The sequence below is a fragment of the Planococcus sp. ISL-109 genome, assembly GCF_018613655.1.
Classification (GTDB): domain Bacteria; phylum Bacillota; class Bacilli; order Bacillales_A; family Planococcaceae; genus Planococcus.
Map to the genome: position 1 here is coordinate 957,745 of NZ_JAGGPW010000004.1, position 14,065 is coordinate 971,809.

11 protein-coding genes and 1 riboswitch are annotated in these 14,065 nt (G+C 48.5%); all 11 genes read right to left on the bottom strand.

Annotation, left to right across the window (positions count from 1 at the left end; all coding sequences use genetic code 11):
- Nucleotides 1-320: 320 nt before the first annotated feature.
- Nucleotides 321-1,547 carry an aspartate kinase gene (locus tag J7E21_RS06580; RefSeq protein ID WP_215105828.1) on the bottom strand — a complete coding sequence of 409 codons (1,227 nt, stop codon included), beginning with the start codon at nucleotides 1,545-1,547 and terminating at the stop codon, nucleotides 321-323.
- Between the two features lie 103 nt (nucleotides 1,548-1,650).
- A riboswitch (Lysine riboswitch) is annotated at nucleotides 1,651-1,826 on the bottom strand.
- 40 nt (nucleotides 1,827-1,866) lie between these two features.
- Entirely contained in the window at nucleotides 1,867-3,660 is a 1,794-nt protein-coding gene (gene uvrC / locus J7E21_RS06585) for an excinuclease ABC subunit UvrC (RefSeq protein ID WP_215105830.1), read from the bottom strand.
- A 53-nt stretch (nucleotides 3,661-3,713) separates the two neighbouring features.
- Nucleotides 3,714-4,028, bottom strand: coding sequence for a thioredoxin (gene trxA, locus J7E21_RS06590; protein WP_215105832.1), 315 nt, complete (start codon nucleotides 4,026-4,028; stop codon nucleotides 3,714-3,716).
- A 301-nt stretch (nucleotides 4,029-4,329) separates the two neighbouring features.
- Nucleotides 4,330-5,298 carry an electron transfer flavoprotein subunit alpha/FixB family protein gene (locus J7E21_RS06595; protein WP_215105834.1) on the bottom strand — a complete coding sequence of 323 codons (969 nt, stop codon included), beginning with the start codon at nucleotides 5,296-5,298 and terminating at the stop codon, nucleotides 4,330-4,332.
- 51 nt (nucleotides 5,299-5,349) lie between these two features.
- Complete coding sequence (locus tag J7E21_RS06600; RefSeq protein WP_215105836.1) at nucleotides 5,350-6,123, bottom strand: electron transfer flavoprotein subunit beta/FixA family protein; 774 nt, start codon at nucleotides 6,121-6,123, stop codon at nucleotides 5,350-5,352.
- A 20-nt stretch (nucleotides 6,124-6,143) separates the two neighbouring features.
- Nucleotides 6,144-6,917 (bottom strand): enoyl-CoA hydratase, encoded by a 774-nt coding sequence (locus J7E21_RS06605; RefSeq protein WP_215105838.1) that lies wholly within the window; start codon nucleotides 6,915-6,917, stop codon nucleotides 6,144-6,146.
- 21 nt (nucleotides 6,918-6,938) lie between these two features.
- Nucleotides 6,939-7,523 (bottom strand): fatty acid metabolism transcriptional regulator FadR, encoded by a 585-nt coding sequence (locus tag J7E21_RS06610; protein WP_251047801.1) that lies wholly within the window; start codon nucleotides 7,521-7,523, stop codon nucleotides 6,939-6,941.
- Nucleotides 7,524-7,619: 96 nt separating this feature from the next.
- Nucleotides 7,620-9,311, bottom strand: coding sequence for an AMP-binding protein (locus tag J7E21_RS06615; RefSeq protein WP_215105840.1), 1,692 nt, complete (start codon nucleotides 9,309-9,311; stop codon nucleotides 7,620-7,622).
- A 224-nt stretch (nucleotides 9,312-9,535) separates the two neighbouring features.
- Nucleotides 9,536-9,949: a DUF350 domain-containing protein gene (locus tag J7E21_RS06620; protein ID WP_215105842.1), complete on the bottom strand. Its 414-nt coding sequence runs from the start codon at nucleotides 9,947-9,949 to the stop codon at nucleotides 9,536-9,538.
- A gap of 22 nt (nucleotides 9,950-9,971) precedes the next feature.
- Entirely contained in the window at nucleotides 9,972-12,332 is a 2,361-nt protein-coding gene (locus J7E21_RS06625) for an endonuclease MutS2 (RefSeq protein WP_215105845.1), read from the bottom strand.
- 13 nt (nucleotides 12,333-12,345) lie between these two features.
- Complete coding sequence (gene polX / locus J7E21_RS06630) at nucleotides 12,346-14,049, bottom strand: DNA polymerase/3'-5' exonuclease PolX (RefSeq protein WP_215105847.1); 1,704 nt, start codon at nucleotides 14,047-14,049, stop codon at nucleotides 12,346-12,348.
- Nucleotides 14,050-14,065: the final 16 nt, after the last annotated feature.

Consider the following 14,065-nt stretch of genomic DNA (forward strand, 5'->3'; position numbering starts at 1 on the left):
TCTTCTCATTGCCATAAGCATCATGTACAAGAATATGACATATTTATTGTACTCCCCCCCTCTAGGAGCGTCAAGACAATGAACACTTTTGGCGCAGCAGAAACGGGGGATTCATTGCCTTTCTTCTTATGATAAATAGGTAAGAAATCACGAAAAGCTATATTTTTATTATTCATAGCAACTGCCATAAGCGTATTTTTCAGGCTTTTCAATACAAAACCGGGACGTGTACAACATATCTGGAGATTTGAACAAATTGTGAATTTTTACACAAGCTAATTTCAACGAAAAAAAAGCCCGGTGCACACGGGCTCGAATACTTATTGAACTGTGGCTGGCGTCAATCCGTATGCATCATGAAGCGCATTCGCCGAGAGCTTCATCATGCTCGACGGGACAACGACCGATATTTTGATTTCTGATGTACTGACCATTTTCACCGGCACATCTTGTGCACGCAGAATATCAAACATTCTGGCTGCGACACCAGGATTCGACACCATGCCGGAGCCGACAATCGACACTTTCGCCAAATCGGTTTCGACGTTAACTGCTGTAAAGCCAATATGCTCCCGGGCATCCGCCAGCACACGCTTAGCGTCATCAAGGCTGTCTTCTTTGATGGAGAACGATACCGACGGCGGGAACTCATCGCTGATGCTTTGCACGATGATGTCAACATCGATCAGATGTTCTGCCAGTTTGGTAAAGATGTTGGCGAGAGAGCCGTTGAACGGTTTGCTATAGCTGACAGTGATACGTGCAATTCCAGGCTCGAACGCTACGCCACGAACGATTAGATTTTTTTCCACAGTGATCACCTCTTGAATGATTGTCCCCGGTTCATCCGAGTAGCTGGCCCGAACAGATAAGGGCACTAAATTGTTTTTTGCAAACTCCACAGCACGCGGGTGAAGAACGCCCGCACCGAGATTGGCCAGTTCAAGCATTTCATCATACGAAATTTGTTTCAGTTTTCGCGCACCCGTCACATAGCGTGGGTCGGATGTATAGACCCCGTCCACATCGGTATAGATTTCGCATTTCTCTGCTTCCAAAGCGGCCGCTAATGCGACAGCAGTCGTATCTGATCCCCCACGGCCAAGCGTGGTGATATTGCCGCTGCGATCGACTCCTTGGAACCCCGCGACGACACAGAAAAACCCGAGCTCGAGTGCATCTTCGAGCCGTTTCGTATGGATTGTTTCGATGCGCGCATTCCTCGGGACCGACTCTGTTTCGATGCCGGCTTGCCATCCTGTAAAGCTAAGCGCGTCATGGCCGAGTTTTTTTAATGCCATTGCGAGCAGTGAAATCGTCACTTGTTCTCCTGTCGCAAGCAGCATGTCCATCTCCCGCTTGGACGGCTCCTGTGAAATGTCACTCGCAAGGCCGAGTAATGTATCTGTTGTTTTGCCCATCGCTGAAACGACGATGACGACGCGCTTGCCTTGTTCTTTTTCACGGATGGCGCGTTTTGCCACACCCAAGATTTTCTCAGGAGTCGCCACCGACGTCCCTCCGAATTTCATTACGATTGTTGTCATTTCCTTCACTCCCACTTAAGTTAAGTGGCCCTCAACAAAAAAGAGGCAACTCGCCGATTGCTCGGCAAGCTACCTCTCTTCTCATGTACGATTTCATCCGTCCATGTGAGATAGCCCTCCAGAGTTTGAACTCTGACAGCTCTGCATCTCTTAAATGCAGAACCAGCATACGCGCAAGCAGTGCACTGTATACTTCGGCGGGCGTCCCTTTCGGCATTCTTCTTCGATTCTGCAAATCTCGGAATGCTTACTAATGGCGTCCGCGCCTCTATCATCACTTTTACAAGTGATTCAAATGTGGTTTTACAATAACACGTTCTTATTCCTGTTGCAACGGTTGTTCCTGGAAATGCTGCTCGATCTGCAGTGCCAACTTCTCTGGGATGCCGGCTTGCTGGATTTCTTCAGCGTTCGCTTCTTTGATTTTCCGCACAGAACCGAAATACTTGAGCAATTGCTGCTTGCGTTTCGGCCCGATGCCTTCGAGTCCATCGAGTGCCGACTGGATCGAATTTTTGCCGCGCAATTGGCGGTGAAACGTAATAACGAACCGGTGGACTTCATCTTGTACACGTTGCATTAAATAAAATGCCTCGCTCGTACGCTTCAGCGGCACCATTTCCACTGGATTGCCGTACAGCAGCTGCGAGGTCTGGTGTTTGGCGTCTTTTGCCAGCCCTGCAATCGGAATGTCCAAGCCGAGCTCATCTTCCAAAATCTCACGCGCTGCTTCAATCTGCCCTTTGCCGCCATCGATGATGATCAAATCCGGCAACGGCAAGCCGTCTTTCAACACCCGGCTATAGCGCCTGCGGACAACTTCCCGCATCGCCGCGTAATCATCGGGTTTCGAGGTGGAACGCGTTTTGTATTTGCGATAATCTTTTTTCGATGGCTTGCCGTCCACGAAGACGACCATTGCAGACACCGCATCGGCCCCTTGGATATGGGAGTTATCGAACGCTTCTATGCGCAGCGGTGTGTGGATGTTCATCGCTTCACCAAGTTCTTTGCAGGCGCCGACTGTCCGCTCTTCTTGCCGTTCGAGCAATTGGAACTTCTCTTTGATCGCAATTTCTGCGTTTTTGCGCGCCAGCAGCAATAAGTCTTTCTTCTTCCCTCGCTGCGGAACGAGCACTTTCGCACCGAGCCACTCTTTCAGAAACTCCTCATCTTCAGCTTCAGGAAGCAGGATTTCCTGCGGTTTGACGTGATTCGGCTTTTCGTAGAACTGACCGAGGAATGTCAAAAACTCTTCTTCCGGATCCCGGTACAGCGGAAACATCGAGGCTTCCCGCTCGATCAGTTTGCCTTGGCGGACGAAAAATACTTGCACGCACATCCAGCCTTTATCGACAGCATAGGCGAACACGTCGCGATTGGTGAAATCATTCATCGCCATCTTCTGTTTTTCCATGACCGATTCGATGTGGCTGATTTGGTCGCGATATTCTTTCGCACGTTCAAACTCTAAATTTTCCGCAGCCTCGCTCATCTTTTCCGTCAGCTCTTGCTTTACTTCACGGAACCCGCCGTTTAGGAAGCGGCTGATGCCATCGATCATTTCGCGGTATGTCTCTTTTTCGACCGGCTTGACGCACGGCGCAAGGCATTGGCCCAAGTGATAATACAGACAGACACGGTCTGGCATCGTATGGCATTTGCGCAGCGGATACAAACGGTCCAAAAGTTTTTTCGTTTCGCTTGCCGCATAGGCATTCGGATACGGGCCGAAATACCTCCCTTTATCTTTTTTCACTTGGCGCGTGATGACCAGTTTCGGATGGCGTTCGCCCGTAATTTTCAAATACGGGTAGGTTTTGTTGTCTTTCAGACGGATATTGTATTTTGGATCATGCTTTTTGATGAGATTCAATTCGAGGATGAGCGCTTCCTTGTCGGAAGAGGTAACGATATATTCAAAATCCTCGATTTCGTTGACGAGGCGCTGGGTTTTCGTGTCGTGGCTGCCCGTAAAATAGGAGCGCACACGGTTTTTTAGCACTTTCGCCTTGCCGACGTAGATGATGGTCCCTTGCCGGTCTTTCATCAAATAGCAGCCCGGTTGGTCCGGCAATACCGCCAGTTTATGTTGAATCATTTGATTTTTCATTTTCTCACCCTATTTAAAAAACCGGGTTCCACGAATGGGACCCGGTTTTAGAATTATGCGTGTTTTTCAACCAATTCAGCTAAAGCTTCTTTCGGACGGAAGCCGACAACTTTATCGACCGTCTCGCCGTTCTTCAACAAAAGAAGTGTCGGGATGGACATGATGCCATATTCGCTAGCTATTTGCTGATTTTCATCAACATCCACTTTTACGATTTTCACTTTGTCATCCATGTCTGCATCGAGTTCTTCGAGAACCGGCGCGATCATTTTACAAGGTCCGCACCATGCTGCCCAAAAGTCCACCAATACGAGACCGTCTGAAACTTCTTGTTTGAAATTCTGATCTGTTCCTTTAACAATTGCCATGAATAATTCCTCCTTAAGTAGTAACCAAACTATATTTCGATTATAGCAGACACGTTATTGCCTAGCTATTTATTTGCCTAGTCTTTCCATACCCGGCTGTTCTTCCCGGTAAACGGACTTCTAGAAATCTAGAGAATGTATCTTTAGATAGTATTGGTATAGTACATGAGATTCCGCTGCAGGGGCACGCTTTCCTGAGTACAAGCCCACGGAAAGCGTGCAGTAAGCTTCGGAAAACCACGTTTTTCTTGAGAATCTCGACAACATAAAAAACAGCCCGCATAAATGCGGGCTGTTTTGATTACATTACTTTTTTGAATTCTTCTGTGAGCAATGGGATGACGTCGAATAGGTCTCCGACGATTCCGTAGTCTGCTACTTTGAAGATGTTTGCTTCCGGATCTTTGTTGATCGCGACGATGACTTTGGAGTTGGACATTCCTGCCATGTGCTGGATTGCGCCGGAAATTCCTGCTGCAATGTAAAGGTCAGGCGTAACGACTTTCCCTGTTTGGCCGATTTGCAATGAGTAATCGCAGTAATCAGCATCACACGCACCGCGTGAAGCGCCGACTGCGCCACCGAGAAGGTTGGCCAGTTCATTCAATGAGTCAAAGCCTTCTTTGCTCTTGACGCCGCGTCCGCCGGCGATGATAACTTTCGCTTCCGAAAGATCGACGCCTTCTGCAGATTTGCGGACAACGTTTTTGATGATTGTGCGCAAGTTTGTGATATCGACAGACAAGCTTGACACATCGCCTGAACGTTCTTCGCGCTCAAGTGGTGCGATGTTGTTCGGGCGTACTGTGATGAAGACGACGCCGTCATCTTTCAGTTTTACTTTTTCGAACGCTTTACCGGAATAGATCGGACGGATGAAGACAGCGTCTGCGCCTTCTCCTTCGATATCTGTTACATCCGAAATCAAGCCGGTTTGCAATTTCGATGCGATTTTCGGCGATAGGTCTTTGCCGACCGCAGTATGGCCGAAGACGATTGCTTGCGGCTGTTCCTGGTCAACGACCGCCATGAACGCTTGGCTATAGCCATCAGATGTATAGGATTTCAAATGCGGGTGTTCAACTGTGATGACGCGGTCTGCACCGTAAGCCACCAATTCACTGCCGAATTCGCTGACCGTTTCACCGAGCAGGACAGCGACAACTTCTCCGCCGCCTGAAACTTTCTTGGCTGCAGCAATTGCTTCAAATGATACGTTGCGCAATGCGCCTTCGCGCGTTTCGCCCAATACTAATACTTTTTTCGACATAGTCCGTTAACCCCCTAAGTAGATGTGAAAATAAATGATTGGCCGTACGTTTTATATGACTTTCGCTTCGCTGCGAAGCAGGCTGACTAGTTCAGAAACTTGGCTAGGAATTTCGCCTTCCAAAATACGGCCGGCTTGTTTTTTCGGCGGCAAGTACACTTCGAGCGTTTGTGTTTTCGCTTCTACATCTTCTTCGTCGATATCAAGATCATCGAGCTCAAGCTCTTCAAGCGGCTTTTTCTTCGCTTTCATGATTCCTGGAAGAGATGGATAGCGCGGCTCGTTCAAGCCTTGCTGTGCCGTTACCAATAATGGCAATGACGTTTCAAGCTCTTCTGCATCGCCTTCGATATCGCGGATGATTTTCACTGTATCGCCATCGATTTCGAGGCTAGTGATTGTCGTCACGTAGTTGATTCCAAGCAGATCAGCGACACGCGGCCCGACTTGTCCAGATCCGCCGTCAATTGCAACGTTTCCTGCCAAGATCAAGTCCGCTTCTTTGTCTTTCAAATACTCTGCCAGTATGTACGCGGAAGTAAACTGGTCAAGCTCTTCTACATCGTCTTCTGTATTGATCAAGACCGCTTTGTCAGCGCCCATAGCAAGCGCTGTGCGCAATTGCTTTTCTGCTTCCTCGTCGCCGATTGTGACAACTGTCACTTCGCCGCCGTGAGCGTCGCGGACTGTAATTGCTTCTTCAATCGCATACTCGTCGTATGGGTTGATGATGAATTCGGCGCCGTCTTCTTGAATCTGGCCACCGGAAACCACTAGCTTTTCTTCTGTGTCGAACGTGCGTTTTACCAATACATAAATGTTCATGAACGTAAACCTCCCAAGTATTATTTCCCTTTAAATTGTGCTTCTCGTTTTTCCAGGAATGCTCCAATGCCTTCCTTCGCATCTTCTGATACAAAAACTGTACCGAATGAATCCGCTTCTGCTTTTACGCCTTCATCGAATGCCCCGTGCTTGGAGAATTGCAGCATATCGATTGCCGCTTTCACGGAAACCGGGCTTTTTTTCGCAATTTTCTTCGCAATTGAAAGCGTTTGCGGAAGAAGGTCTTCCTCGCTGTAAGCACGGTTCGCAAGACCGAGCTGCGCTGCTTCTGTGCCCGTAATAGGGTCACTCGTCAACAGCATTTCTGCGGCTTTTGCGACGCCGACAAAACGCGGCAAGCGCTGCGTTCCTGCAAACCCTGGAATCAAGCCCAATTGAAGTTCAGGCAATCCTAGTTTAGCATTTTCCGTGACAAAACGCATATGGCAACTCATCGCAAGCTCCAGACCACCTCCAAGTGCTGCGCCATGGATAGCGGCAATGACCGGTTTGTGGAAAGTTTCCACCCGCTCGAATACGGCTTGTCCGCTCGCTGACAATTTCGAGAATTCTTCGCCGGAAGTTACTTTGGTGAATTCCTTGATGTCTGCTCCTGCAGAGAAAAAGCGTCCTTCTCCGTGCAAGACGATTGCGCGGACGTCAGCGTCGTTCTCCACTTCATTCAATAGCTCATCCACTTCCAAAATCAATGCGCGCGACAAAGCGTTTGCCGGCGGCCGGTTGATTGTGGCAACGGCTACGCCGTCTTGTTTTTTCCAAGTGATAAATTCCATCTGCTCATCCCTTCCCTTACCTTATGCTTGCATGCCTTTTAGCAGCAAGCGCTGAACTTTTGGTGCGAGTTCGACCAAATCATACTTGTGATCGTTCATCACCCAGGTAGTAATGGTCTCGTCCATTGTACCAAAAACCATCTGGCGGGCTAACCTAATATCCATATTCTGATCAAACTCCCCTGAATCTATGCCGTTTATGAGGATTTGATCCATCAATTTCAAATAACCGCGGAGCACATTATTGATTTTCGTGCGGATATCGTGATTGGATTGCCGAAGTTCCAGTTGCGTCACGATCGCCAGATGCAGATCACCCGCGAGCAAGTTGAAATGGCTGTTGATCATCATCCCGAGCTGCTCTGCGGCAGTGGCGTCTTTAGCGATGATTTTTTCCAGTTCACTAACGAAAACGCCCATTTTCTCCTGGAACACGGAAATGAGTATGTCTTCTTTGTTTTTGAAATATAGATAGATCGTGCCATCTGCTACCCCTGCTTGCTTGGCAATTTTCGAAACTTGCGCTTGGTGGTAGCCATTTTCTGCAATGACGATGACGGCAGCATCAATAATCTGTTTGTATTTCGGCTTGTCTTTTTTTATCATCGTTTCACCACCCAAAAAAATATGGAAATATGAATGGCGATTCATTCATATTTCCATATTATCGTTTAGTTAAAATTGTGTCAAGCCTTTATCAATTTAAGATGGAACCGCTTCGTTCTGTTTGGCGACTTCTTCGTCCACCAAAGAACGGCGCAGGATTTTACCGACTGCTGTTTTCGGCAATTCTTTTCTGAACTCATAAATACGCGGCACTTTAAATGCTGCCAGATTTTCACGGCAATGCTTATCAAGTTCTTCTTCTGTTACAGTATACCCCTCTTTTAAGACAATGTATGCTTTTACCGTTTCACCACGGTAAGGGTCTGGAATACCGGCAACAACACATTCCTGAATTGCTTTATGCTCGTAAAGGATTTCTTCAATCTCACGCGGATAAATATTGAAGCCACCTGCAATAATCATATCTTTTTTCCGATCGACGATGAAGAATTGGCCTTCGTCGTTCATATAGCCAAGGTCCCCTGTCAATAACCAGCCATCGACAATCGTGGCAGCCGTATCGTCCGGACGGTTCCAATAGCCTTTCATCACTTGCGGGCCTTTGATGGCAATTTCTCCAATTGCTCCGTTCGGAACCTGTTCAGTTGTGCCCGGCAAGAAAATTTCACTATCCGTATCCGGGTACGGCATGCCGATCGAGCCTTTCGTCCGCTCGCCCCATACGAGATTCGAGTGGCTGACTGGTGACGTTTCCGTCAGGCCATAGCCTTCGACGAGCTTGCCTCCGGTGATGCGTTCAAATTTCTCCTGCACTTCCGTCGGCAATGGAGCAGATCCGCTCAAGCATGCTTCGATGGAAGACAAATCGTATTTTGCGATATCCGGATGGTTCAATAAGCCAATATAAAGTGTCGGTGCACCTGGGAATAAGGTCGGCTTTTGCTTGTTGATCGTCTTCAGCGCCTGCTCGGCATCGAATTTCGGCAGCAGCACCATTTTATTGCCTTGCATGACGGACAAGATCAAGACAGTCGTCAATCCGTAAACGTGGAACAACGGAATGATGCCCATGATCGTTTCTTCGCCTCGTTTGCATTTGTAGAGCCAGTGATCGCACATCGTCGCGTTCGAAATCAGGTTGCGGTGTGTCAGCATGACCCCTTTAGGTGAACCGGTCGTTCCGCCTGTATATTGCAGGAGCGCCAAATCTTCCTCGAAATCAAATGGCGTTTCCTTAATTTGCGGAGAAGCTGTTTTCATGATTTCAGTGAACAAGTGATTGATGCCCCGGTGTTCGACTTTCACAGTCATGCCGTATTGCTTTTTCTGGATGAACGGATAAATCAAGTTTTTCGGGAATGTCAAGTAGTCCTTGATGCCGGTGATGATGACATTTTCCAGTTTCGTTTCCTTCAGAATTTTGTTGATGCGCGGGAACAAGATATCAAGGGAGATGATGGCTTTAGCGCCTGAATCGTTCATCTGGTAAGAAATTTCCCGTTCTGTATAAAGTGGATTCGTCATAACGACGACGCCCCCAGCATACAAAATTCCATAGAAACTGATGACCGCCTGCGGACAGTTCGGCAGCATGATGGAGACTCGGTCGCCTTTTTGGATGCCGAGCTTTTGGAGATAGTTCGCCATCTTCATGGCAGATTGATACAGTTCCTCATAACTAACATCCTTGCCAAGAAAATGGATGGCAGTCTTTTTCGGAAAATCCTGGTAAGCTTTCGTTAAATATTCCTGTACCGGTATGCTGGGATATGTGAGCGTGTGCGGGATTTCTGGCGGATAATGAGCCAACCACGGTTTATTAGACATACTTTCTACCTCCCCTTATTTATCGGAATCATGAGAATATTCCTAATTTTATTATAAAGAAAGATGGCAGCGCTTTCAAACTTTATTTTCACTTTCGTTCTTTTCCAAAAAAAAACGGCTCAATGGCCGTTTCAGAAAACAAACAGGAAGACAATTCCTACTAGCACAAACAATATGCAAAAAACGATTAAAATTTTGATCAGGTTCTCCATGCGTTCCAACTCCTATGAAATACTTGCTCCAATGACAAAAGACAGGCCGATTGAAATGGTCATCGAAATCAAGCCGACCGACCGGTTATCGCGCGCGATTTCCTCATCCACTTTGAATTTCGGCGTCAAAAACTCAAATAGTATATACGCAAAGATCAACAGTGCGAATCCGAACAAGCCCCAGCCGATCATCTCAAAAAGTGTGGAGTGCTGCTCGATCGAAAACCGGAAAATATTCGTGATGCCGAAAATTTTTCCGCCGGTTGCCATCGCCACGGCCAGATTCCCGCTTTTGATTTCTTCCCAATTCTTATACTTCGTTACCGCTTCAAAAATAACCATCGCTACGATCAAGCACAAAACGACGACACTGAAATAACCTGCCGTTTCAACGAGAGGATGAGTCCAAAATCCATCTTCGAACATCTATAACCTTCCTTTCCGGCGCTTACTTTAATTCAGCGACCGTTACACCTGAACCGCCTTCGCCCGCTTCACCGAAACGGTAGCTTTTCACGCGCGGATGTTTTTTCAAATACTGCTGGACACCTTGCCGAAGTGCGCCTGTCCCTTTGCCGTGGATAATCGACACTTGGTGATAATTCGCCAATAGCGCATCGTCCAAATATTTTTCCACGCGCGACAGTGCATCTTCGTAGCGCTCACCGCGCAGGTCGAGTTCCATCTTCGTATAGCCATCGCGGCCTTTCAATGTGGTCATCGTGCGTGTTTCTTTCTGTTTTTCCGGTTTCGTGTAATTGAGGTCAGACTCCGGCAGCTTCATTTTCAGGATGCCGACTTGCACAATCCATTCATGGTCGGACACTTTTTCCAGCAACGTTCCTTTTTGCCCGAACGACAGCACTTTCACTTCATCGTTCGGCTTTAATGGCACCGGTTCGTTGTTCTTTTTCGCTTTTTTCAACACACGGTTTTCGGGCATGGCGTTTTCCAAGCGTTTTTTCGCATCGATCAACTGATGTTCTTTGATGCCGGCCTGCTGGTTCAACTGCATCTTGCGCAGCTCGCTGATGACGGTATCCGCTTCTGCACGTGCCTGGTCGACAATTTTTCGCGCTTTTTCTTTCGCTTTGTCTTCCAGCTGCTCTTGGCGGCTTTCATACTCAGCCAAGCGTTTCGCCAAATCTTTTTTCAACATTTCCGATTGTTCGAGAACGGATTTTGTCTCTTCCGCATCATGCTCCGCTTCACGACGGCTTTTCTCTAATGAGGCAATCATCGAATCGACTTCTTTACGGTCGGTTCCGGTGAAACTTTTCGCGTGAGCAATGATATGTTCCGGCAATCCGAGCCGTTTCGAAATTTCGAAAGCGTTGCTGCGGCCAGGGACACCTATCAATAAACGGTAGGTCGGGCTCAATGTCTCCACATCGAATTCGACGCTGGCATTGGCGACTCCTTCCCGGTTATACCCGTATGCTTTCAGTTCCGGGTAATGGGTAGTCGCGATGACGCGCGCCCCTCTGCCGTGAACTTCATCGAGCAAGGAAATGGCCAGTGCCGCGCCTTCTTGGGGGTCGGTCCCTGCACCGAGCTCATCGAAAATGACCAGCGAGTTCTCGTCGAACTTCTGCAAAATATCGACGATGTTGACCATATGGGAAGAAAACGTACTCAAGCTTTGCTCGATTGATTGTTCGTCGCCGATATCGGCGAAAATCTGGTCAAACACTGCAAGTTCTGAGCCTTCTAGCGCCGGCACAGGAATGCCTGCCTGCGCCATCAAAGTCGACAAGCCGACCGTTTTCAAGGTGACAGTCTTGCCGCCCGTGTTCGGTCCGGTGATGACGATCGCCGTGATGTCCCGGCCGAACTCGATATCATTCGGCACCACTTCATCTTGTGGGATGAGTGGGTGGCGTGCTTTTTTCAAGTTGATATATCCGTCTGTATTCATGTCCGGCTTAGAGCATTTATGCGCCGCCCCGTATTTCGCTTTCGCCAAAATCAAATCGACTTCTGCCAACACGCCGACCAAAGTAAACAAGTCATGGGCGACTTCCTGCACTTCGGCGGACAACATTTGAAGGATGCGGTCGATTTCATCTTTTTCTTTCAGCTTGAGGCGCCGCACTTCATTATTCGCCTGCACGACCGCATCCGGTTCGATGAACAAAGTCTGTCCTGAAGACGACTGATCGTGGACGATGCCGCCGTAATGGCTTCTGTATTCCTGTTTGACGGGAATAACGAAACGGTCATTACGTATCGTGACGATTGAATCCGACAACATTTTCGACGCATTGCGCCCGCGGATCAAACTCTCCAGCTTTTCGCGGACGCGGCTTTCCTGCGCACGCAGCGACTGGCGTAGGCTGCGGAGTTCGGAACTGGCACTGTCGACGACCACGCCGTTATCATCGATGCACGCATTGATGTCGTGCTCGAGTTGCGTTAGAATCGGCATGCTTTCTTTCTTGTTCATGAAGTGAGGGATTTTAATGTCGCCTTCCTCATCGATCGCTTCCAGAAAATGACGCAAAATCCGGCTTGCCCGAATTGTTGCGGAAACTTCCATCAGTTCCACAGGACTCAAGCTTCCGCCGATTTGTGCACGTTTTGCATGTGGGCGGATATCGAAAATCCCGCCCATCGGCACATTGTTTTTGATGCGCAGCACTTGATAGGCTTCATCCATTTCCTCGAGCAAGCGGTTCACTTCCGCAATGTCGGTGGACGGCAGCAGCCCCTTCACCAAGTCTTTCCCGAGTGATGAGGTGCAAAAAGCCGCCACTGCTTCGCGGATTTTATAAAATTCGAGAGTTCGTAATGCGCGCTCCGCGATCATATAAACTCCTCCTTTATCGTTTCAAAAACTCTTTCAACTTTTCAAGCGGCCACGTGTTGACCACATTGTCTTTTTTCAGCCACGCTTTTTGTGCATGGCGCACGCCGGTTTCCATGACGTCGAGTCCTTCGATCGAGTGGGCATCCGTATTGATCGCCACCGGCACGCCTTTTTCCTGGGCCATGACCAAATACGGCACGGCCAAATCCAAGCGGTAGGGGCTTGCGTTCAATTCGACAATCTTGCCGTATTCCTTCGCCCAATCGAGGATCTGCTCGACGTCCGGGTCATAGCCGTCGCGTTTGCCGACGATGCGGCCGGTCGGATGCGCAATCATATGGACGTACGGATTCTTCATCGCTGTGAGTATGCGCTGCATGATCTGCTCCTGCGGCTGCTGAAAACTCGAATGGATACTGGCAATGACGAAATCCAATTGCTCTAATACCTCATCATCGAAATCCAAACTGCCGTCCGGCAAGATGTCCATTTCCGTTCCGGACATGATTTCAATGTCGTCATGTTGCGAGTTGGCTTCCCGTAGTTTAGCGTTTTGTTCAAGTAGCCGCTCCGGCGTTAAGCCGTTGGCGACTTTGAGGTAATGGGAATGGTCGGTGATGACCATATATTCATAATTGCGCTCGCGGCACGCGTCGATCATTTCATTGATGGAATGGGCGCCGTCCGACCAAGTCGTATGCATATGGAGATCTCCGCGGATGTCTTCAATCGAAACGAGTGACGGCAATTCGTCGATCCGGTCGATTTCCCGTCCGTCTTCACGCACGGTAGGCGGAATGAAAGGCAAATCGAAATGAGCATAGAATTCCTCTTCGGAATCGAAAGTCAATACGGATCCATCTTCCTGTTCGACACCGTATTCGCTGATTTTTTCCTTTTTCGCTTTGGCGAGCTGGCGCATGCGCACATTATGGTCTTTCGATCCTGTAAAGTGATGAAGTGCCGTTACAAACTCTTTCGGCGCGACGAGGCGAAAATCGACATCGATCGGCTCGACCACTTCCACGGCAACGGAAACTTTCGTGTCCCCCGAGGCGATCGTTTCAATTACCGGCAATCCGGCGAGCAACTGTTCTTTCACTTTGGCTGGTTCTTCCGTTGCGACGATAAAGTCGAGGTCTTTGCTCGTCTCTTTCGTTCGGCGGAAGCTGCCGGCTACCGAAAAGTCCGTGATGCCGGAAATCGTCGCCAACAAGTTTTCGATAAATACCACCGTTTCTTCCGTTTTCCAGATCGGGTGGCGGCCCGGGTTTGTCGCGAAGTTTTCCAGTTCCAGCAGGATTTTCTCTTCGGATTTCGGCCCGAACCCTGGAAGTGCCTGCACGCGCTGGTCCAAGCATGCCTGTTTCAATGTTTCCATGGAATCCACGCCGAGTTCTTTATACAGTTTGGCGATTTTCTTGCCGCCGAGGCCTTGCAATTTCAGCATTGGAACAAGCCCTTTCGGCACTTCTTCCTGCAATTCCTCGAGCACGGAGGATTTTCCTTCGGCTAGCAGTTCAGTGATGACATCGCCCGTTCCTTTGCCGATGCCTTTTAGTTTCGTGACGTCTTCTATCTCATTTAAGCTGCGCTGGTCCAATTCAAGCGCTTGAGCCGCTTTGCGGAAAGCGGATACTTTGAACGGATTGTCTCCTTTTAATTCCATATATAACGCAATATTTTCCAAAGTGCGGATAATGATTTTTTTATTCATCGAAAACAAACCTCCT

Bases quoted from the DNA above. Each gene is read 5' to 3' on its own strand.
- J7E21_RS06625 (WP_215105845.1), bottom strand. From the start codon at position 12,332: ATGATCGCGGAGCGCGCATTACGAACTCTCGAATTTTATAAAATCCGC.
- J7E21_RS06595 (WP_215105834.1), bottom strand. From the start codon at position 5,298: ATGTCGAAAAAAGTATTAGTATTGGGCGAAACGCGCGAAGGCGCATTG.
- J7E21_RS06610 (WP_251047801.1), bottom strand. From the start codon at position 7,523: ATGATAAAAAAAGACAAGCCGAAATACAAACAGATTATTGATGCTGCC.
- J7E21_RS06620 (WP_215105842.1), bottom strand. From the start codon at position 9,949: ATGTTCGAAGATGGATTTTGGACTCATCCTCTCGTTGAAACGGCAGGT.
- J7E21_RS06605 (WP_215105838.1), bottom strand. From the start codon at position 6,917: ATGGAATTTATCACTTGGAAAAAACAAGACGGCGTAGCCGTTGCCACA.
- uvrC (WP_215105830.1), bottom strand. From the start codon at position 3,660: ATGAAAAATCAAATGATTCAACATAAACTGGCGGTATTGCCGGACCAA.
- trxA (WP_215105832.1), bottom strand. From the start codon at position 4,028: ATGGCAATTGTTAAAGGAACAGATCAGAATTTCAAACAAGAAGTTTCA.
- J7E21_RS06615 (WP_215105840.1), bottom strand. From the start codon at position 9,311: ATGTCTAATAAACCGTGGTTGGCTCATTATCCGCCAGAAATCCCGCAC.
- J7E21_RS06580 (WP_215105828.1), bottom strand. From the start codon at position 1,547: ATGACAACAATCGTAATGAAATTCGGAGGGACGTCGGTGGCGACTCCT.
- polX (WP_215105847.1), bottom strand. From the start codon at position 14,049: ATGAATAAAAAAATCATTATCCGCACTTTGGAAAATATTGCGTTATAT.
- J7E21_RS06600 (WP_215105836.1), bottom strand. From the start codon at position 6,123: ATGAACATTTATGTATTGGTAAAACGCACGTTCGACACAGAAGAAAAG.